18 protein-coding genes are annotated in these 18,043 nt (G+C 51.9%); 16 read left to right on the top strand and 2 right to left on the bottom strand.

The window, feature by feature from the left end:
* Window positions 1-145 precede the first annotated feature (145 nt).
* The 13 genes from TJ79_RS09270 to TJ79_RS09215 all read left to right on the top strand — a co-directional run bounded on the left by TJ79_RS09270 (window position 146) and on the right by TJ79_RS09215 (window position 11,354).
* Window positions 146-937 carry a transporter substrate-binding domain-containing protein gene (locus TJ79_RS09270; protein ID WP_040950024.1) on the top strand — a complete coding sequence of 264 codons (792 nt, stop codon included), beginning with the start codon at window positions 146-148 and terminating at the stop codon, window positions 935-937.
* A gap of 11 nt (window positions 938-948) precedes the next feature.
* The gene (locus TJ79_RS09265) at window positions 949-1,608 is read left to right on the top strand and encodes an amino acid ABC transporter permease (protein WP_040950023.1); all 660 of its coding nucleotides are present in this window, start codon (window positions 949-951) and stop codon (window positions 1,606-1,608) included.
* Window positions 1,595-2,317 (top strand): amino acid ABC transporter ATP-binding protein, encoded by a 723-nt coding sequence (locus tag TJ79_RS09260; RefSeq protein WP_040950022.1) that lies wholly within the window; start codon window positions 1,595-1,597, stop codon window positions 2,315-2,317. The genes TJ79_RS09265 and TJ79_RS09260 overlap by 14 nt, the downstream gene beginning before the upstream one ends.
* A gap of 127 nt (window positions 2,318-2,444) precedes the next feature.
* Complete coding sequence (locus TJ79_RS09255; protein ID WP_040950021.1) at window positions 2,445-3,437, top strand: YpdA family putative bacillithiol disulfide reductase; 993 nt, start codon at window positions 2,445-2,447, stop codon at window positions 3,435-3,437.
* Between the two features lie 40 nt (window positions 3,438-3,477).
* A complete protein-coding gene (locus TJ79_RS09250; protein ID WP_337588936.1) occupies window positions 3,478-4,200 on the top strand; it encodes a phosphonate ABC transporter ATP-binding protein in 723 nt (240 codons plus the stop codon).
* Window positions 4,201-4,214: 14 nt separating this feature from the next.
* Window positions 4,215-4,997, top strand: a complete 783-nt coding sequence (locus tag TJ79_RS09245) for an alpha/beta hydrolase (protein WP_040950019.1) — start codon at window positions 4,215-4,217, stop codon at window positions 4,995-4,997.
* On the top strand, window positions 4,976-5,722 hold the full coding sequence (locus TJ79_RS09240) for a YwaF family protein (protein WP_238322915.1): 747 nt from the start codon (window positions 4,976-4,978) through the stop codon (window positions 5,720-5,722). The genes TJ79_RS09245 and TJ79_RS09240 overlap by 22 nt, the downstream gene beginning before the upstream one ends.
* A 136-nt stretch (window positions 5,723-5,858) precedes the next feature.
* Window positions 5,859-5,987 carry an RCKP-type rubredoxin-like domain-containing protein gene (locus TJ79_RS28425; protein ID WP_272944742.1) on the top strand — a complete coding sequence of 43 codons (129 nt, stop codon included), beginning with the start codon at window positions 5,859-5,861 and terminating at the stop codon, window positions 5,985-5,987.
* A gap of 116 nt (window positions 5,988-6,103) precedes the next feature.
* Entirely contained in the window at window positions 6,104-6,874 is a 771-nt protein-coding gene (locus TJ79_RS09235) for an SDR family NAD(P)-dependent oxidoreductase (protein ID WP_040950018.1), read from the top strand.
* A gap of 115 nt (window positions 6,875-6,989) precedes the next feature.
* The gene (locus tag TJ79_RS09230; RefSeq protein WP_040950017.1) at window positions 6,990-7,976 is read left to right on the top strand and encodes a lipoate--protein ligase; all 987 of its coding nucleotides are present in this window, start codon (window positions 6,990-6,992) and stop codon (window positions 7,974-7,976) included.
* Between the two features lie 85 nt (window positions 7,977-8,061).
* On the top strand, window positions 8,062-8,595 hold the full coding sequence (locus tag TJ79_RS09225) for a CDP-alcohol phosphatidyltransferase family protein (RefSeq protein WP_202903309.1): 534 nt from the start codon (window positions 8,062-8,064) through the stop codon (window positions 8,593-8,595).
* 140 nt (window positions 8,596-8,735) lie between these two features.
* Window positions 8,736-10,673: an immunoglobulin-like domain-containing protein gene (locus tag TJ79_RS09220; RefSeq protein ID WP_040950015.1), complete on the top strand. Its 1,938-nt coding sequence runs from the start codon at window positions 8,736-8,738 to the stop codon at window positions 10,671-10,673.
* A 165-nt stretch (window positions 10,674-10,838) separates the two neighbouring features.
* Window positions 10,839-11,354, top strand: a complete 516-nt coding sequence (locus TJ79_RS09215; protein WP_040950014.1) for a PaaI family thioesterase — start codon at window positions 10,839-10,841, stop codon at window positions 11,352-11,354.
* Between the two features lie 98 nt (window positions 11,355-11,452).
* On the opposite strand, the gene TJ79_RS09210 is transcribed toward TJ79_RS09215, so the two are convergent.
* Window positions 11,453-12,121: a 3'-5' exonuclease gene (locus TJ79_RS09210; RefSeq protein WP_040950013.1), complete on the bottom strand. Its 669-nt coding sequence runs from the start codon at window positions 12,119-12,121 to the stop codon at window positions 11,453-11,455.
* A gap of 97 nt (window positions 12,122-12,218) precedes the next feature.
* Window positions 12,219-12,941: a class I SAM-dependent methyltransferase gene (locus TJ79_RS09205; protein ID WP_040950012.1), complete on the bottom strand. Its 723-nt coding sequence runs from the start codon at window positions 12,939-12,941 to the stop codon at window positions 12,219-12,221.
* 25 nt (window positions 12,942-12,966) lie between these two features.
* On the opposite strand from TJ79_RS09205, the gene TJ79_RS09200 reads away from it, so the two are divergent.
* The 3 genes from TJ79_RS09200 (at window position 12,967) to TJ79_RS09190 (ending at window position 17,893) form a co-directional block, all read left to right on the top strand.
* Complete coding sequence (locus TJ79_RS09200) at window positions 12,967-13,215, top strand: hypothetical protein (protein WP_238322914.1); 249 nt, start codon at window positions 12,967-12,969, stop codon at window positions 13,213-13,215.
* Window positions 13,212-16,253, top strand: coding sequence for an efflux RND transporter permease subunit (locus TJ79_RS09195; protein WP_040950010.1), 3,042 nt, complete (start codon window positions 13,212-13,214; stop codon window positions 16,251-16,253). Before TJ79_RS09200 ends, TJ79_RS09195 begins: the two co-directional genes overlap by 4 nt.
* A 413-nt stretch (window positions 16,254-16,666) precedes the next feature.
* Window positions 16,667-17,893 (top strand): DUF4097 family beta strand repeat-containing protein, encoded by a 1,227-nt coding sequence (locus TJ79_RS09190; protein WP_040950009.1) that lies wholly within the window; start codon window positions 16,667-16,669, stop codon window positions 17,891-17,893.
* Window positions 17,894-18,043: the final 150 nt, after the last annotated feature.

The following is an 18,043-nucleotide window of genomic DNA, read 5'->3' as shown; positions in this document are numbered from 1 at the left end:
GAATAGCGAAAATATACCAATCCATGTATAAAAATTCAGTGAACAATGGTTAGGAATCATTGCTATTCCTATAGTAGATTATATATAATAGCTCATGTTGAAAACAACCTGATGCTTTTTCAAGAATAAATGGGGGGCAAGATTCATGAAAAGAGTAGTAGTGCTGCTGGCACTTGTCATGGCTATAACAACGGTATTGGCAGGTTGCGGCAAAACCGATGCAAAAATGGACGACATCAAGAAGAGCGGCAAGCTGGTAATCGGCACGAACGCCGAATATCCGCCTTACGAATTCCACAAGCAAATCGACGGAAAAGACCAAATTGTCGGCATGGACATCTCCATCGCCCAAGCCATTGCGGATGAGCTTGGCGTTCAACTGGAAATCAAGGATATGGCGTTCGACGGTTTGTTGGCTGCTTTGCAAGCCGGAAAAGTGGACATGGTTATCGCAGGGATGACGCCGGACGAAAAACGCAAGAAGAGCGTTGATTTCTCCAAGATCTATTATCAAGCTCAGCAAGGCGTTGTCATCCGCAGCGAAGACAAAGACAGCTACAAGCAAATGTCCGATCTGGATGGCAAAAAAGTAGGCGTACAGCTGGGAACGACTCAAGAGGAAATCGCGAAAACCCAAGTGAAAGACGCCAAAATTACCGCTATCGCTTCGGTAGGCGATCTGATGCTGCAGTTGAAATCCAAAAAAGTGGATGCGCTGATTGTAGAATTGCCTGTTGCTCAAGTCTATGTTTCCAAGAACCCGGAATTGGTTATCGCGGATGCTAAACCAAATGACGACGTAGGCGGATCCGCCATCGCTGTGCATAAGAAAAACCCGAGCTTGGTAAAAGCGTTGGACAGCGCCATCGACAAGCTGGCCGCCGAGAAAAAGATCGATGCTTTCTTCGTTGATGCTTCGAACCTGATGGAAAAGTAAGGTGAGAGCTAATGGATTTTTCATTTTTACCTGAGTTTTGGGGCTATTTCGAACGAGGCGCGGGCATCACGATTTACTTAAGCTTTTTTACCGTCGTCTTCGGGACTATCCTCGGTATGCTTATCGCCCTAATGAAAATGTCATCGGTCAAGCCGCTAAAATGGCTTGGCACCGCTTATGTTGAATTTATCAGAGGAACGCCGCTGTTGGTTCAAGTCTTCATTATCTTCTATGGAATTCCTCAGATTACGCCTTTTGATCTGCCGGAGTTTACCGCGGGGATTATCGCTTTGTCGATCAACAGTGCCGCTTATATCGCAGAGATTTTCCGCGCCGGCATCGAGAATATCGACCGGGGGCAAATGGAAGCCGCCCGATCCCTCGGGATGAAAAAATCCCTTGCGATGCGTCTCGTCATTTTGCCGCAGGCGGTGAAGAATATCCTTCCGGCCCTCGGCAACGAGTTTGTCGTGGTGATCAAGGAATCCTCCATCGTCAGTGTCATTGGTATTCACGAGCTAATGTACAATACGAATGTGGTCAAGGCCGCTACGTATCAAGCATTTGAACCGCTCATCAGCGCAGCCCTTGTCTACTTTATCCTTACCTTTACCTTGTCCAGGCTGCTGAGCAAATTCGAGAGGAGGCTCGCGACCAGTGATCGAGGTTAACGGCCTACACAAAGCTTTTGGCAAGCTGAACGTGTTGAATGGGATAGACTTGAAGATAGCAAAAGGCGAAGTGGTCGTGGTCATCGGCCCCAGCGGCTCCGGCAAGAGCACGTTTCTCCGCTGTCTGAACCTGTTGGAAGTACCGACGCAGGGTGATGTAATTTTTGAAGGCTACCGCATCACCGATCCGAAGCAGGATATCAACAAGCTGCGGCAGAAAATGGGCATGGTGTTCCAGCAGTTCAACCTGTTTCCCCATTTGAACGTCATGGCCAATCTGACCCTTTCTCCTAACCATGTGCTAAAACAAAACAAGGCGGATGCAGAGCAAAACGCCATGCGCCTGTTGAAAATGGTCGGGTTGGAGGAAAAAGCTCAGAGCTATCCGAACCAGCTGTCCGGCGGCCAAAAACAGCGCATCGCCATCGCCCGTGCCTTGGCCATGTCGCCGGATGTCATGCTCTTCGACGAGCCGACATCGGCTCTTGACCCGGAAATGGTCGGGGAAGTGCTCGACGTCATGAAGAATCTGGCCAAAGCCGGCATGACCATGGTTGTGGTAACCCATGAAATGGGCTTCGCCCGTGAGGTTGGCGACCGCATCATCTTTATGGATGGCGGCACCATTGTGGAGCAAGGTACGCCGGAAGAACTCTTCGGCAACCCGAAGCATCCCCGTACGAAGGATTTTCTCAGCAAGGTTTTATAAATGAGTGAACTAACCGGCAGCCCTTTGCGAGGAGGGCGAGCCGGTTTTTCCTTATGCTTTTCCCAAATCCGGGCAATGGTATAGTATAATGAAACCGGATAGAAGCATTCAAGGAGAGACTGACAACATGGAACAAGTGATCATTATCGGAGCAGGACCTTGCGGTTTGTCGGCGGCAGTTGAGCTGAAAAATGCGGGCTTTGACCCGCTTATTATCGAAAAGGGCTCGATCGTCCATTCTATATACCGCTACCCCACTTACCTTATCTTTCACAGCACACCGGAGCTGCTGGAAATCGGCGGCGTACCTTTTGTAACGCCAAATGAAAAACCGACACGGCTGGAAGGGCTTACGTACTATCGGACTGTGGCGGAACGGCATGAGCTGCGCATTCGTACTTACGAGACGGTAAAGGCCATCGACCGGCAGGAAAACGGGCCATTTATCATCTCGACTTCGGACCGCAGCGGCAGGAAAAAGGAGTACGGATCGAAAGCTGTGGTCATCGCCACCGGATACTTCGACAATCCCAATATGCTGGGCATTCCCGGCGAAGAGCTGGACAAAGTGTCCCATTACTACCGGGAAGCGCACCCTTATGCCGGGCAGAAGGTGATCATCGTCGGCGGCAACAATTCAGCGGTTGATGCAGCTCTGGAGCTTGCGCGGGGAGGGGCGGACGTAACGGTTGTCTATCGCCGCGACGTTTTGTCCTCCCATGTAAAAGCTTGGACCCGGCCGCTTTTTGAAAGCATGGTGGCCAAAGGAAAAATCCGCCTGCTGTTGTCCTCCCAACTGACAGAGGTTAGGGAAGACGAAGTCGTCATCACCGGCCCTGGCGGAGAGATGCGGTTGGAAAACGATGCGGTATTGGCTCTGACGGGCTTTCAGCCGGACCGGTCGCTGCTGCTGGCAGCGGGCGTAACCCTTAATCCGGAAACCGGCGGCCCGATCTATCAGTCGGACACGATGGAAAGCGCTGTGCCGAATCTGTATATCGCGGGAGTCGTTGCCGCAGGCAGTCGTGCGAATGAAATCTTTATCGAAACCGGCCGTCATCACGGCAAGCTGATTGCGGCGGATATCATTTCAAAAGGTTCGAACGGTTCAAAAGCTTAAAAAGGTTGATCACTAGTCAGCTACAGGAGAGTGTGAAATCATGATTGTTCGCAACATGAGCAAATCGCATGAAGGCAAATCCATCTTGTCAGGGATCAGCTTTCAAGCTGATCCGGGTGAGTTTATCGCCTTGGTCGGCGCAAGCGGCAGCGGGAAAACAACGCTGCTTCGCTGCCTGACCTTGAAAGATTCTTGGGATCAAGGCGAGTTCGTTTACGAAGGAAAGGATTTGCTGAAGGCGAATCTGTGGGAGAAGTTTCGGGTCAAGAGCCGCTGGGCTTTCCTGGAGGAGAACCCCAACATCAATCCGAATAAAACGGCTGTCCGCAACGTATTAGGCGCCCGCTGGCAGCACATGCCGATCTGGCGAAAAATCACGCGGCGCAGCTCCATGGACGAGCATTTCCTCGCCTCGGATTTTCTGGAGAAGGTAGGCCTCTTGGACAAAGGGGATGCCAAAGTGGAAAAGTTGAGCGGCGGCGAGAAGCAGCGGGTCGCTTTAGCCAAGGCTCTCGTTCAGGAGGCGAAGATGATATGCGCCGATGATCCCGTAAAAGGGCTTGATCCCCAATCGGTGGAGCGGATCATGCAGGATTTTCGGAAAATCGCCGAAAAGGAAAAAATCATCGTCATTTGTGCCATGCAGCAGTTGGAGTTGGCGGAGCGCTTTGCCACCCGCATCTGGGGCTTGAAGGATGGCAAAATCATGCTCGACATCCCGGCACGCCGGTTGACGCTGCGGGAGAAAAACATGATCTTTTAAGGAGAGAAACGTTAATGGCATTGATTCATTGCGATTTTTTCTCGGAAGCGCTGGGCTTATCCAGCTCGATGTATGTCATTCTGCCGCAAACGACCACGGGGCAAATCGGCATGGATTCCGTAAGAACAAAAGAAAAGCTTCCGACGCTGTACCTGCTCCATGGGCTGTCGGATGATCATTCGATATGGCTGAGAAGAACTTCGATCGAGCGGTATGTTTCCGAACTGGGCATCGCCGTCGTTATGCCCGCCGTCGGCCGCAGCTTCTATGCCGATATGGAAAACGGTTTGCGGTATTGGACCTTCATCAGCGAGGAACTGCCAGCTATTGCCCGTTCCTTCTTCCCGCTGTCGGAGGCGAGAGAGGACAATTTCACGGCTGGCTTGTCCATGGGCGGTTATGGCGCCTTCAAGCTGGCACTTTCCCACCCGGACCGTTTTGCCGCGGGTGCGAGCCTATCCGGCGCGGTAGACATGCTGCAGCATTTTCGCATAGATAGTCCCCTCTCCCCTAAGGAATGGCTCAATATTTTCGGAAGCGAAGAAGTATTCTCCGGAGGGCCAAACGATTTGTTCCATCTGGCGGAGGAAGTGGCACGGCGCGAAGGTGCGAAACCGAAGCTTTTTCAATGCTGCGGAACCGAAGATTTTCTCTATGAAGACAATCAGCATTTCCTCAAGCACGCCCGTAGCCTGAATCTGGACCTCGTCTATGAAGAGGAGCCGGGAACCCATAACTGGGAATATTGGGACATGAAGATCCAGCGGGTGCTGGAATGGCTACCGCTGACCCGATGAACCGATACTTTGCCGCAGACGATCCGGCGTGGTTTGTCGCTTACTCAACCTCCCATTGGGTGGTGCTCCTAATCTTTGTTTTCTTGACGGCTGCGCTGTTTATTTGGCGTAAAGGGCTGCGTGAAGGCGGGGGCTCCCGATGGGTGCGGTATGGTCTTGCGGGGGTGTTGGGCCTCTCGGAGCTGTCTCTTAATCTGTGGTATGTTTGGCAGAACATGTATGACGTGAAGGATAGCTTGCCTCTTGAGCTTTGCAGCCTTTCGCTCTATATGTGTTTTTTCATGCTTTTGACCCGCAGTTACTGGCTCTTTCAGATCGTTTACTTTACCGGTATCGGTGGAGCGATGCAAGCGATGCTTACCCCTGCGGTAGGGTATGCCTTTCCCCATTACCGCTTTCTGGAGTTTTTTGCCGCCCATATTGCGATCATTTTATCCGTACTTTATATGGTATGGGTGGAGAAGTACCGGCCGACCTGGAAGTCCATTCCGATCACGATGGGCTTTCTTAACGTGATGCTGGTCATCGATCTGGGCGTCAATAAGTGGACAGGCGGCAATTATATGTTTCTTGCCGGCAAGCCGGATACGCCTTCGCTTTTGGATGTTTTGGGTCCTTATCCTTGGTACCTGCTTTCGCTGGAAGGGACGGCCATCGTGCTCTTTGTTCTGATGTACCTGCCCTTTGCCATAAGCGATAGGCGGAGAAAACGGATTGCGGGTTGAAGGAGCTTTCCCACTCTAGCCGTTCACAAAATACTCGAAGTTGCAGGAGAGGATTTCGGCGTTTTCTTCGAGAACGAGTATAGGATGGCAGCAGCTTTTTATAAGCTGGAAGGCCGACTATGCGGAGGTGTCGAAGATGGCGGTTTGGAAATGCAGTGCATGCGGCGAAACGAAAGAAGGACGTTGCCGCCCGAATACGTGCGAGAAATGCGGCGCGCCTAAGGAAAGCTTTGTTAAAGCAGAAGAAGCGACCAAAAAGGCGTAAGTTTTTCCGTCCCGGCTTTCCCGAAACCGTCCGCATGGGCGGTTTTTTTACTTCATATGAAGGTTATTTCAGGTTAGGAAGTATATACTTCGGACCATTAGAGAGGAGTAAGGTTTATGTACTTGCCATCGTTTAGCGTTGAAGGAAAAACAGCTATCGTCACTGGAGCGGGAAGAGGGATCGGCAGAGCTCTGGCTATAGGATTGGCTGAAGCAGGCGCCGATGTAGCTTTGTTTGCCCGTACCCAAAGCGATCTAGAGGAAGTCGCCGCAGAAGTGCGGAAAATCGGCAAAAAAGCTTATCCGCTCCGCGTCGATGTCACTCAGCGTGAAGAGGTGGAATCGGCTGTTGAAGAAGTCCGCGGACTGGCGGGCAACATCGATATTCTGGTCAATAATGCCGGAATGAATATCCGTACCCCCGCTCTTGAGGTGACGGACGAGCAATGGAATACGATCATTCAGACGAATTTGAAATCCGTTTTTCTAATGAGCCAAACCTGCGGACGCATCATGAAGGAGGCAGGCGCAGGGCGAATTATCAACGTTTCCTCGGTTGGAGGTCATGTCGCTCTGCGGACGGGTGTCGTCTACGGGGCAACGAAGGCTGCAATCATTCAGATGACCAAAATCCTCGCACTGGAATGGGGAAAATACGGCGTACTCGTCAATGCCGTCGGCCCCTGGTACTTCCGTACCCCACTGACGGAAAAGCTTCTCGCAAACGAGGAATATGTGGGCGAGATCTTGGCCAGAACCCCGCTGGGACGAATTGGGGCGCTGGAGGAGCTGGTCGGTCCCGTCGTGTTCCTCGCTTCCGATGCGGCCAATTATGTAACGGGGCAAACGCTGATGGTCGACGGCGGCATGACGATTTACGGCTTCTAGGTGGACGTACTTAATGCACAAGGGTCAAGGGAGGGCAGTGCCCTTGCTTCCCTTTTTCCAGCATGGTAAGGTGAATGTTAAGACTAGAAACCTTTTGGAAAAGAGAGGGAGCCCCATGCTGTTCATCGACAACGAAGGCATTACAGACGCGCAAATCAACTTGGCGATTGAAGAATATGCTTTAAGAAATCTGCCAATCGAGAATGATTACTTATTGTTTTACATCAACGCACCCTCGATTATTATCGGCAAAAACCAAAACACGATGGAAGAAATCAACTACGAATATGTACAGGAGCACGGGATTCACGTCGTTCGCCGCTTGTCCGGCGGAGGGGCGGTTTATCACGACCTGGGCAATCTGAATTTCAGCTTTATTACCAGGGATGACGGAAACTCCTTTCACAACTTCCAAAAATTCACCGAACCGGTGATCAATGCTTTGCGCAAATTGGGTGTGGAGGCGGAACTGTCGGGCCGCAACGATATTCAAGTGGGCGAGCGAAAAATATCCGGCAATGCTCAATTCAGTCATAAAGGCCGGATGTTCAGCCACGGCACCCTGCTGTTCGATTCCCATATGGAAGATGTCAACGCGGCGCTCAAGGTCAATCCGGAGAAAATCAAATCCAAGGGCATCAAATCCATCCGCAGCCGGGTGGCGAATATCTCCGAATTTTTGGACAAGCCCATGACCATTGAAGAATTCAAACAATTTGTCCTGGAATCGATCTTTGACGGCCAAGAAGTCCAGCAATATCGGCTTACGCCGGAAGATTGGGACGGAATCCACGAGCTTTCCAAAGAACGGTACGCCAACTGGGATTGGAACTACGGAAAATCGCCGGAGTCCAATTTTAGGGCGACGCGCCGGCTTGCTTCCGGTACCTTCGACGTTCGGCTGCAGATTGCCGGCGGGCTCATCGAGAGCGCCAACATTTACGGCGACTTCTTCGGACTCGGGGATGTCAGCGATGTGGAAGAAACCCTCAAGGGTGTGCGGTATGACCGCGAAGCCGTCACACAGGCGCTGAAGGATACGGACATCAAGCGTTATTTTGGCAATATAGAAGCAAGCGACTTCATCGACCTGCTGTTCTAAAAAGTAATAGTACTCAACCAGCCCACCGCATAAGAAACAACTAGCGGCAGGGCTTTTTTTAATTGCTGCAAAGGGAGGCCGTATTGTGAAGCATGCCGCCAATTGGATATCTGTAACCCGAATCGCCTTCATACCGGTCTTGTTGCTTTCGTTCCGATTTACACCGCTCTTTGTTGCCGTTTATTTGCTGTGCGGGCTGAGCGATGTTCTGGATGGCTTTGTAGCGCGAAAAACGAAAACCGCGAGTGCTTTCGGCGCCCGGTTGGACTCTGCAGCCGACGGGTTATTCTGCGCCCTGATCGTCGTCTACGTTTTATCCAAGCTTCCTGTTAGCGGGAACGCGTTCATTTTCATGGCTGTTGCCGCTGCCGCGATCCGCGGCGTGAATCTGGCGTTTTCCGCATCCAAATACGGGGAGCCGGCGAGTTTGCATACGTGGGGAAACAAGCTGACTGGCGTTTTTTTATTTGCGGCTCCCCTGTTTGTTGCGTACGGCTGGTGGGAATACCTTTGGCTTCCGTGTAGTTTTGCTGTGCTGTCAGCAGCGGAAGAAAGCCTGATCCATGCGACTTCCGTGGAATTGGATTTGAACCGGAAAACTTTTTTCAGAAATATGTAAACGTATCCCCTTAAAATGGAATATCCTTCCGATTGCTATAGGTGCATATAGACGGGGCAAATGTCACGGCATATGGGTGAAACAATTGTCAGCTTTGTTTCGTTTATAGAATCGAATACAGTGGGGAAAGGATGAAGGAGATGAGGAAGAAAGCGATAACCTGGATGGCTGCCGGAATGCTTTTGGTAACGTCAGCTTTGCCTGCAGCGGCTTTCGCGCACCCGGCCCAAGGAAGTGCGACGATGGCTGGCAATATGCCAAGTCATCTCGCAGGAATGTCCCTTGCACATGAGAAAGAGAAACACGGAAAGAATGACAAGGAATACCGGGAAAAAGAGAAAAAATACTATCAATGGATCGTGTCACTGGACAAAGCGGACCTGAAGATCGATTTCGGCGGCAAGGATAAAGCGTCGTCTGTAACGGTACCTTTAGACGGACTGCCCACAAAGGGGAAACGTGGTTCGACGATTACGTGGACGTCAAACAAACCGGCGGTTTTGTCCAATGACGGAAAGACATTGGTTCGGCCATCGGCTGGCGATGTAAAAGTGACATTAACTGCCGTGATCAAATACGGCGACGTCACGACGAAGAAAGCATTCGAACTGACAGTGAAGCAGCTTTCCTCCCAGCAAACGACGGACCAGGCAAGGGTGGCGGCAGATAAGCAAGCGCTAGCCATCGACTTTGGCGGCAACGATAAAGCCGGCTCCGTGACGGTGCCTCTGGATGCTCTCCCCGTAAAAGGGGCGAACGGATCGACCATCACCTGGACGTCGAGCAATCCTGCCATTCTCTCAAACGACGGCAAAGTGCTTGTGCGGCCGGCAACGGCAGAGATGAAAGTGACGCTACTTGCCTTGATCCAGTACGGCAGCGCTTCGGATGTCAAAACCTTTGAGCTCACCGTTAAACCGCTGCAGTCGGATCAGGCCCGTGTGGCGTCGGATAAGCAAGCGCTAGCCATCGACTTTGGCGGTAATGACAAAGCCAGCTCCGTGACGGTGCCTTTGGATGTTCTCCCCGCAAAAGGGGCTAACGGGTCGACTATCACCTGGACGTCGAGCAATCCAGCCGTTCTCTCAAATGACGGTAAAGTGCTTGTGAGACCGGCATCGACAGACGTGAAAGTAACGTTGCTTGCTCTTATCCAATACGGCAGCGCATCGGATATCAGAACGTTCGAGCTAACCGTTAAACAGCAAGTCTCCGATCAAGCACGGGTGGCGGCAGATAAGGCGGCACTTGCCATCGACTTTGGCGGCAACGACAACGCCGGTTCCGTGACGGTGCCTGTGGACGCGCTTCCCGTAAAAGGCGCGAACGGGTCCATCATCACTTGGACCTCAAGTTATCCGTCTATTCTCTCAAACGACGGCAAAGTGCTTATAAGGCCGATAGCGGCAGACATGAAAGTGACGCTGCTTGCACTGATCCAATACGGCAGCGCATCGGATGTTAAAACGTTCGAGTTAACTATCAAGCAGCAACAGTCGGATCAGACACGGGTGGCTGCGGATAAGGCGGCGCTGAAAATTGGCTTTGGCGGCAACGACAATGCCGGCTCCGTGACGATGCCTTTGGATACTCTTCCTGCAAAAGGCGCCAATGGATCGACCATCACCTGGACATCGAGCAATCCGGCGGTCCTGTCCAACGACGGCAAAGTGCTCGTGCGGCCAGCAGCAGGATCAGGTGATACGCAAGTCGCACTTATCGCTTTTATTAGATATAACAATGCGGTAGATCAAACGACGTTTATTCTTACCGTAAAACAGAATTTGCTCACGGACGCCCAAAAAATCGCTGCCGACACGGCCGCACTCGTTATTGGCTATACCGGTACGGATTCGGCTGTTTGGGTAACAGGCGCGCTGACGCTGCCGGTTAAGGGGGCCAACGGGTCCACCATCTATTGGCTGTCCTCGAACGCAAGCGTCATCTCAAACAACGGCAAAACGGTTGTGCGGCCGAAGGACGGCAGCGGTGATGCGGTGATTACGCTCACAGCCGTCTTGGTCAACGGCAGCGCCAGCAGCACGAAATCTTTCCAAGTCGTCGTCAAGGAATGGTAAAATGACCAACTGTCGCAGAACGCGGCATATTGGTCCAAAACCGTCTTGTCTGGACGCCCAGAGCGGCGTTCGGCAGGGCGGTTTTATTGTGCACGGGAAGCGTTTGGGGTAAGATAAACAAATGGCTTCCTTCAAAAAATCACGATACCGCAGGTGAGGATAAGGATGGAACGGAACGAATTGCTGGATCGTATCGGCGCGCTATCAGAGCGCGAACTGCGTCCCGTGGAAAATGTATTGAGAGCGCTAGACGATATGAAGGTGAACAAATACCCGTTTTTCGGGAATTTTTTAGACATTGTAAAAGAGGAGAGCGACGACCCGGACGTTTTCGTCTGCTCTATGCCCATCGTGCCCGAGCTGTTGAATCCGCTGCGCATCGTCTATGGCGGAGTTACGGCGGCTCTTGCCGACATGGCCATGGCCTGGATGCTGGAACATAGGGAAGATATGGGCCGGCGGGCGCGGTTTGTCACCATCGACATGCACGTCAATTATCACAATGCTGGAACCGGCAAGCGGCTCATCGCTAAATCGCGGCTCGTAAACGTTGCCCGGGAAGTGCTGCAAGTGAGCTGTGAGATCGAAAACGATAAGGGCGATCTTGTCGTCACGTCGACGGGGACCTTTTTACACCTAGTCCGCAGAGGGCAGCGTCAGGCTAGTGGGGAAGATCAATAAGAATTACGAAAAAAAGAGAAGCAGCGTGAAAGCTCCGGTCCAAATGCGAATTCGCAGGGCGGCCGGGGCTTTTTTGCGAAAAAAAAAGAACCTTCGCCTCATCCCGCGAAAGGTTCGTTGCCCATCATTCCTGCTAATTTTTCAAATGGATTATTGCTGAAGCTTCCCGTTTTGTATACGACTTCTTCGCCTTCACCGGTTTCGGAGTCGAATTCGTTTTTCTCCAGTTCCATGTCGTCAGCCAGTCTGAGGAAAATTTTCGCTGTGTTCAGCGCGTCATCGAGAGCCCGGTGCTGCGATCCGGAAAAGGGAATTTCCAGCCAGTCCAGCGCCGCTTTAAGCCCCATTTGCTGATGCTTTTCCTGCTTGCGCAGTTTGTTCAAATGCTTCTGCAAATTGTTGTGATTGCGGATCCACTCCATCGTCATTTGATGAGCCCGGCAATCTCGGGTCAACTGGAGCTTATCGTCAGGTCCCCAGGAGCAAAGGTAATAATCCTCTGTCTCTCCGATCCACTGCAGAAAGCGTTCCATTACTTTATCAAAGGCTTCCGCGCCGTCTACATCAGCTTGGGTGATTCCGGTGAATTCGACGGTTGCCCGGGAGAGCACCTGAAGTTTTGGGCGAATAAAGGATTGAAATGTATCGATAATCTCCATTTTTCCATTTTGCTCGAGAACCTTGACGGCGCCGATCTCGATGGTTTCGGAGATGTGGGTTTTCTTACGGCAAACAGTCATTTCCAGATCATAGATGATATGAACCATTCCGGCCACCTCCAAAAAAATAGTCATCCTATTATAGCAGATTTTTGTCAGGAGGATGTAAGGAAAAAGCAGGCGGCCGGGTTCATTTTCAGCAGGCTTATCTGGATGCGTCCTCTTTTTTTCCCGTAAACACGGCATAACCAAGATGTTTCCGATAACGGACAAGCATCCTGTAGTTCTTTACTGCGATCTGCAGCAGTTCCGGGTCCAGGATGGAGCCTGGGTCAGATTCCCGTTGCTGGTCCAGCTCGGTGATAAAAGGAATGGTTCGTTTGACCACGACGGTCTTCGATCCGGCATACCGGTTTGATTTCAACAGTTTGATCCATTCGGGAAGGGGCAGGAGGGTGCGGATTCCATAGAAACGCTGGATCCTGCGGCGCGCCTTCTCCCCCGGATTGCCGAAAAGAACGATTTCCCGGTCGTACAGCCTGCCGTCCTTCTTAAGCACGCGCCAATATTCGCCCAGCGAAATATCGGCCTTCGTAAACACCGTCACCGATTCAACGAACACCATATCAAAGCTTTCGTTGTCAAAAGGCAGCGATTCCGCATCCGCTTTGAGAAAGCGGATATCAAGGCCTGCTTTGGCTGCGCGACGCTGTGCCTTCTCCAGCATATCCGCACTTTGATCCACCGCTGTTACCTGATAACCCTGTCGGGCCAAAAAGCAGGCGGTGCGGCCGGCGCCGCAGCCGACCTCCAGCACGTGGCTCCCTTTGGGGAGCCGTCTTTTTTTCAATAATGCTGCCGTTGCCTTGAAACCGCCGGGATGGGCACTTGCCTCTCCCAGTTTGGTTAACATATCCAAATAATTCATGGTTCCACCTCTTTATGTTCAGCATATGGCGGTAGAGGCGGAAATGACATTGCCAGATTTTGCCCGACTAAAGTCCAGTTTTTTAACCGTCTTCGGTCCGTTTTGGATTTTTCTGGATCAGGCTAAACTGAGTCAAGATGAACAAACAGTGAAGATTGAGCGTCTTATCGTCATGAGAGGAATCGCCCGGTTGTTGATCGCAAAGTGCATAAGGCAAGCCAACATACAGCAAGAAGAGAGAAACCAGGTGAAATCAGGAGGAGTGGGAAAATGAGTTTGTTTACGAAGTGGGGCTTCAAAAACAAAGCGGCGGTGGGCTTACTAGTCATCATGGCTTTGGCAGTAGGGATTTTGAGTTATTTTCAACTGCCCATGGAGCTGTTGCCGTCTGCGGATAATCCCCAGGTAACGGTTACCGCCATCGGCCCGGGTTATGATGCCCGAAGCATGGAGCGGGAGGTATCCACACCGTTGGAAAGCGCCTTAGGCGCCATCAAAGGCAAGAAGGAAATGCTGTCTGAATCGGGAGACGGATACGCCCAGATCAATCTCTTTTTTGAATCGAAGACAGATATGAAGCAGGCAAAGGCGGATGTACAGGAAGCCGTCGGCCAGGTGCAGCTCCCTCAAGGCGTCATAAAACCATACGTGCTCCAATTGAATACGAGCATGATCCCAGTGTCCGAGCTTTCGGTGGTGTATGCCGACGGTCTGTCGGATACGGAACGGGAATCATTGGGGAAAACGATATCCTACGAGTTGAATAAAATAGACGGCGTCGGCAGCGCGCTCATCTTCGGAAAAGCAGTTCCCGGTATCTCGGTGGCCGCGGATACGTCCAAGTTGGCGCAGAAGGGCATCGCTCCACAAGTGCTGATGGGCCTTTTGCAAGGAAAAGACAGCTCCCTTACCGTCGGGGAGAAAGCCATCGACGGAGCAATGGCCAATTTGAAGGTCAGTTCCAGCGTGGAAGGCATCGATGCCCTACGCAATCTTCCCGTCGCACCCGGAGTGAAGCTGGCGGACGTGGCCCAGGTTAAGTTATCGGCGGGTCAGGAGAGCGTTACGCGTCTGAACGGCAAAGAGAGCTTGGTGGTAGACATCACCAAAGAGGCGAATGCCAACTCCGTCAAGGTCGGCAAGGAAGTAAAAAAGACCGTTGACCGGATCAACAAGGATTATGAAGGCAAAGTGAAACTGGATGTCTTCTTCAGCACCACGGACATGGTCGTTCATTCCGTGAACAGCATGATGCGGGAGGTCTTGATGGGTGCGCTGTTCGCCACGATCGTCATTCTCCTGTTCTTGCGCAATATCCGGACGACGCTGATTACCATCGTTTCCATCCCTCTTTCTCTTGGGATTACGCTTTACCTGTTGAACCTGTCCGGCGTTACTCTCAATATCATTACCTTGGGCGGCGTGGCTGTCGCAGTCGGCCGGCTGGTGGACGACAGTATCGTCGTCATCGAGAATATCTACCGCAGGCTGCAAAAAGAATCCTTCAGCGCCGGGCTTATCATCGACGCTACTCGGGAAGTTTCTTCCGCGATTACGTCTTCGACGATCACGACCGTGGCGGTATTCCTGCCAATCGGTCTCTTGAAAGGCTCCTTGCAGGCGTTCCTGCTGCCTTTCGCTCTGACGGTGACCTACTCGTTGCTCGCTTCTTTGATTGTAGCATTGACCGTCGTGCCTTTGCTCAGCTCTTTGCTGCTGCGCCGTACCCGGACCAAAGAGCACCGCGGGAGCGCCCGCTTCGCCGGCATCTTGGGCTGGAACTTGAAGCATAAATGGGTTCCGCTCGTTGTCGCGACGCTGCTCTTCTTCGGTTCGATCGCTAGCTATATGGCCATGCCAAAAGGAGCCATCGATTCCTCCGATTACTCCTTGATCAGCGCTTCGCTTAATTTCCCCAGCGATACGCCGATCAGCAAAGTGCTGGACGAAGGGAAGAAGCTGGAGGCTTATCTCATTGACCAGCCGGAATCGAAGTATACGTTTATGCAAAACGGCAACAGTTCCGATTCGGCGGCATGGGGCAACGTCGTCTCCCCGACGCTGGTCGATTACATCATGGTTCTGAAAGACGGTAAGGACGGCAAGGCATTCATCGAGAAAGTCAAAAAGCAAAAGGATCAATTTCCGGATGCCGAATTTACCGTGAGCGCCATGAATCTGATGGGCGGCGGCACCACCTCCGTCACCGTCGACATCGTTGGTGAGGACGCCAAGGCTATTGATGGCACGGCTGCGGATGCCATGAAGAAGATCGCTGCCATCGAAGGTGTCACCAAAGTAACCAGCAACATGGAAGAGACAAAACCTGTTTATAACGTAAAGGTGAAGCCGGAAGCCGGCAACGCCCAAGAGATCGGGGCGCAATTGCAGGGGATGATGAATTCGATCCCCCTTGGGAAAATCACCGACGGGGGTAAGGATGTAGCCGTTAATTTGGAGCCGTTGATCACTCCGGCAAGTGTCGGCGACTTGAATAAGCTGACGGTAAGTACGGCGGCGGGCGTAGTTCCCGTGTCCCAAGTAGCCCAAATCGTCAAAGTCGACGAGCCCAGTCTCCTATATCACAAGGATGCCAAACCATACGTGCGGATCACGGCTTCGGCCGATGCGAAGAAGCTTTCCGTGGTAGCCGCGGATATCAAGAAGGAGATGGATAAGATCACGCTGCCGGCGAATACCGACCTGGTCATCGGCGGCGCCTCGGCGGAGCAATCCGATAACTTCTCCGATCTGTACACGACGGCGCTAGTTTCCATCGGACTGGTGTTCCTGATTCTGGTGGTTACCTTCAAGACCTTCCGCGCGCCATTCGCCATCATCCTGTCGCTGCCCCTGGCGGCTATCGGTTCCGTCGTCGGCCTCATCATCGCCGGAATTACACCCGATTATACGGCAGCTTTCGGAGCCTTGATGCTCATCGGCATCGTCGTCACCAACGCCATCGTGCTCATCGACCGGGTAAGGCATAACGAAGAGAAGATGCCGATCCGCGAGGCGTTGATCGAAGCCGCATCGGTGCGCATGCGTCCGATCTTGATGACGGCTATCGCGACCATATGCGCCATGCTGCCCTTGCTGTTCGGTAAAGCGGAAATGGGCAGCATCGTTTCCCAAAGCCTTGCCATCGTCGTTATCGGCGGGCTGGTGGTAGCCACGGTGCTGACGCTCATCGTCATTCCTTGCGTCTATGAATTGTTCTACTTCCGCAAGGCCGCCAAGCAGCGGAAAGCGGCGGTTGGTGAAACCAGCAGCGAGACCCTTGTGGCCGCAGCCGCATCGGTTGAAGCGTAATAAGTAAAATGGATCGAAAAATGAGGCCGTCTCCAAAGGTTCGGATTTCCGACCGGCGGGACGGCCTCATTTTGTAAATCGGGGATCTTACTGAGGCAAATATATAAATGGAACGAAAGAAAGGGATGAAGGAGCGGAGAAACCGATTGTTCTGGAAAAGCGTCAGCGGTCGCCTTTGCAATCAGATTCCTACCTATAGGGATTATCTAATCATGGAATCTGAGTGCAACAGCGATTGGAAGAATAATCAGGTTTTGCAGGGACAGAATCCATTCAATCTTTCGTTCGATTTGTATAGATTGGGATCTACCCGACCAAAGTCCAGTGTAATTACCGTCCCGAGTCCGTTCAGCACTTTTAAACCATAAGCTACAATAATGCCATAGAGCAGGAGATAGGATGGAGGAAACGGGATGCAGAGAAAACTGGGGGGCTTTACAGTCGCCATTACTTTAATCGTTCTGGGTGGAGCGTTTTTAGCGGATCAGTTAAGGGGGACTGATTGGCTCGGCGTAATACTTGGCTGGTGGCCGGCACTGCTCATCTTGTTGGGACTTGAACTGATTTGGCTGCAAATGCGTCGGACGGAAAATAACAATTGGAGGATCAGTTGGAAATTGGTCATCCTGCTGGCAATCGTGCTGGTGGCTGCCAACTGGTATCATAGCAGCAAACAGTCCGGTACGATGGAAGAAGTGCTGCATGGGAACCTTAGCTTCGGGGATAAGGTTAACACGGTAGTCGACAGTGTCATTGACGATGTTGTAGACAAAGTATCCGAAGGTAATCTGGTAACAGGTAAAATGACTGATATTCCCCTAACGGAACAGACCATATCGGCGCCGGATGCGGGAATACTCAAGGTTAGCAACAATGTCGGGATTACTAAAGTGACTGGAATCAGTGGGGACAGCATACGGATGACCGGCGTGATCCACGTTCGCACGGACAATGAGGAAGCTGCAAAAAAACGCGCTGCGGAGATCGATGTGAACTTGCACGGCGGCAGTGAGGCGGTGCTGCAAGTAGTTGATCATGGCAGTAAAATCAATCCTCCTACCGTCGAATTGGTTATTGAAGTACCGGAGGGGATGGAAGTGGAGGTAGATTCCTCTGTCGGTGACATTACGGCGACTCATGTAGCCAGCGCGACGATTCATACCACCACGGGGCGCATAACGCTCCAAGATATCGACGGGGACGGGACAGCAGAGGCGACAACCGGATCGGTAAGAGGTATTAATATTCAGGGTAATGCGAACTTGAGTGCAACTACAGGAGCCATAACGGCAGAGGAGATAAGCGGCGACCTGGAAATCAACACCACCACCGGATCGATCGTCGTGAAAAACGCTAAAAAAGGTGTTCACGTCAAAAATACCACCGGATCCATTCAGGTTGATGCCGGTTCGCCTATCGGCGGCGATTATGACATCAACACCGTTACTGGCAAAATTGGCATGGAGATAAATAATCGATCGTCAGCAATGTTTGAAGCAACTACAACGATGGGTGGCATTAGCGGAGACATTCCTTGGAAAGGCAAGACGCATAATAAGACCGCTACCTTGGGGAGCGGAGATTATCATGTCCAACTTGGTGCAACAACTGGGAAAATTGAGGTAAATACCCTCGACTAAGACCCGGTGTTTAGATAGAGAGTAGGAGAGTTTGAATAAACGGCAGCCGCGAGCGCTTAAGGCGCGAGGGCTGCCGTTTGGCGTTTTTAGCCATTATTAAAACCCCTACAATATTACTATTAATATTCCGATATAGACCGTAGCATCTGG

The sequence above is a fragment of the Gorillibacterium massiliense genome (assembly GCF_000455485.1).
Taxonomy (GTDB): Bacteria; Bacillota; Bacilli; order Paenibacillales; family NBRC-103111; genus Gorillibacterium; species Gorillibacterium massiliense.
Note: the sequence above shows the minus strand (reverse complement) of the source record. Positions and strands in the feature narration are given on the sequence as shown.

Coding starts and splice junctions, on each gene's coding strand:
- TJ79_RS09195 (WP_040950010.1), top strand. CDS start 13,212: ATGAGTTTGTTTACGAAGTGGGGCTTCAAAAACAAAGCGGCGGTGGGC.
- TJ79_RS09265 (WP_040950023.1), top strand. CDS start 949: ATGGATTTTTCATTTTTACCTGAGTTTTGGGGCTATTTCGAACGAGGC.
- TJ79_RS09255 (WP_040950021.1), top strand. CDS start 2,445: ATGGAACAAGTGATCATTATCGGAGCAGGACCTTGCGGTTTGTCGGCG.
- TJ79_RS09245 (WP_040950019.1), top strand. CDS start 4,215: ATGGCATTGATTCATTGCGATTTTTTCTCGGAAGCGCTGGGCTTATCC.
- TJ79_RS09235 (WP_040950018.1), top strand. CDS start 6,104: ATGTACTTGCCATCGTTTAGCGTTGAAGGAAAAACAGCTATCGTCACT.
- TJ79_RS09200 (WP_238322914.1), top strand. CDS start 12,967: ATGGCGGTAGAGGCGGAAATGACATTGCCAGATTTTGCCCGACTAAAG.
- TJ79_RS09190 (WP_040950009.1), top strand. CDS start 16,667: ATGCAGAGAAAACTGGGGGGCTTTACAGTCGCCATTACTTTAATCGTT.
- TJ79_RS09215 (WP_040950014.1), top strand. CDS start 10,839: ATGGAACGGAACGAATTGCTGGATCGTATCGGCGCGCTATCAGAGCGC.
- TJ79_RS09270 (WP_040950024.1), top strand. CDS start 146: ATGAAAAGAGTAGTAGTGCTGCTGGCACTTGTCATGGCTATAACAACG.
- TJ79_RS28425 (WP_272944742.1), top strand. CDS start 5,859: ATGGCGGTTTGGAAATGCAGTGCATGCGGCGAAACGAAAGAAGGACGT.
- TJ79_RS09240 (WP_238322915.1), top strand. CDS start 4,976: ATGGCTACCGCTGACCCGATGAACCGATACTTTGCCGCAGACGATCCG.
- TJ79_RS09250 (WP_337588936.1), top strand. CDS start 3,478: ATGATTGTTCGCAACATGAGCAAATCGCATGAAGGCAAATCCATCTTG.
- TJ79_RS09220 (WP_040950015.1), top strand. CDS start 8,736: ATGAGGAAGAAAGCGATAACCTGGATGGCTGCCGGAATGCTTTTGGTA.
- TJ79_RS09230 (WP_040950017.1), top strand. CDS start 6,990: ATGCTGTTCATCGACAACGAAGGCATTACAGACGCGCAAATCAACTTG.
- TJ79_RS09205 (WP_040950012.1), bottom strand. CDS start 12,941: ATGAATTATTTGGATATGTTAACCAAACTGGGAGAGGCAAGTGCCCAT.
- TJ79_RS09210 (WP_040950013.1), bottom strand. CDS start 12,121: ATGGTTCATATCATCTATGATCTGGAAATGACTGTTTGCCGTAAGAAA.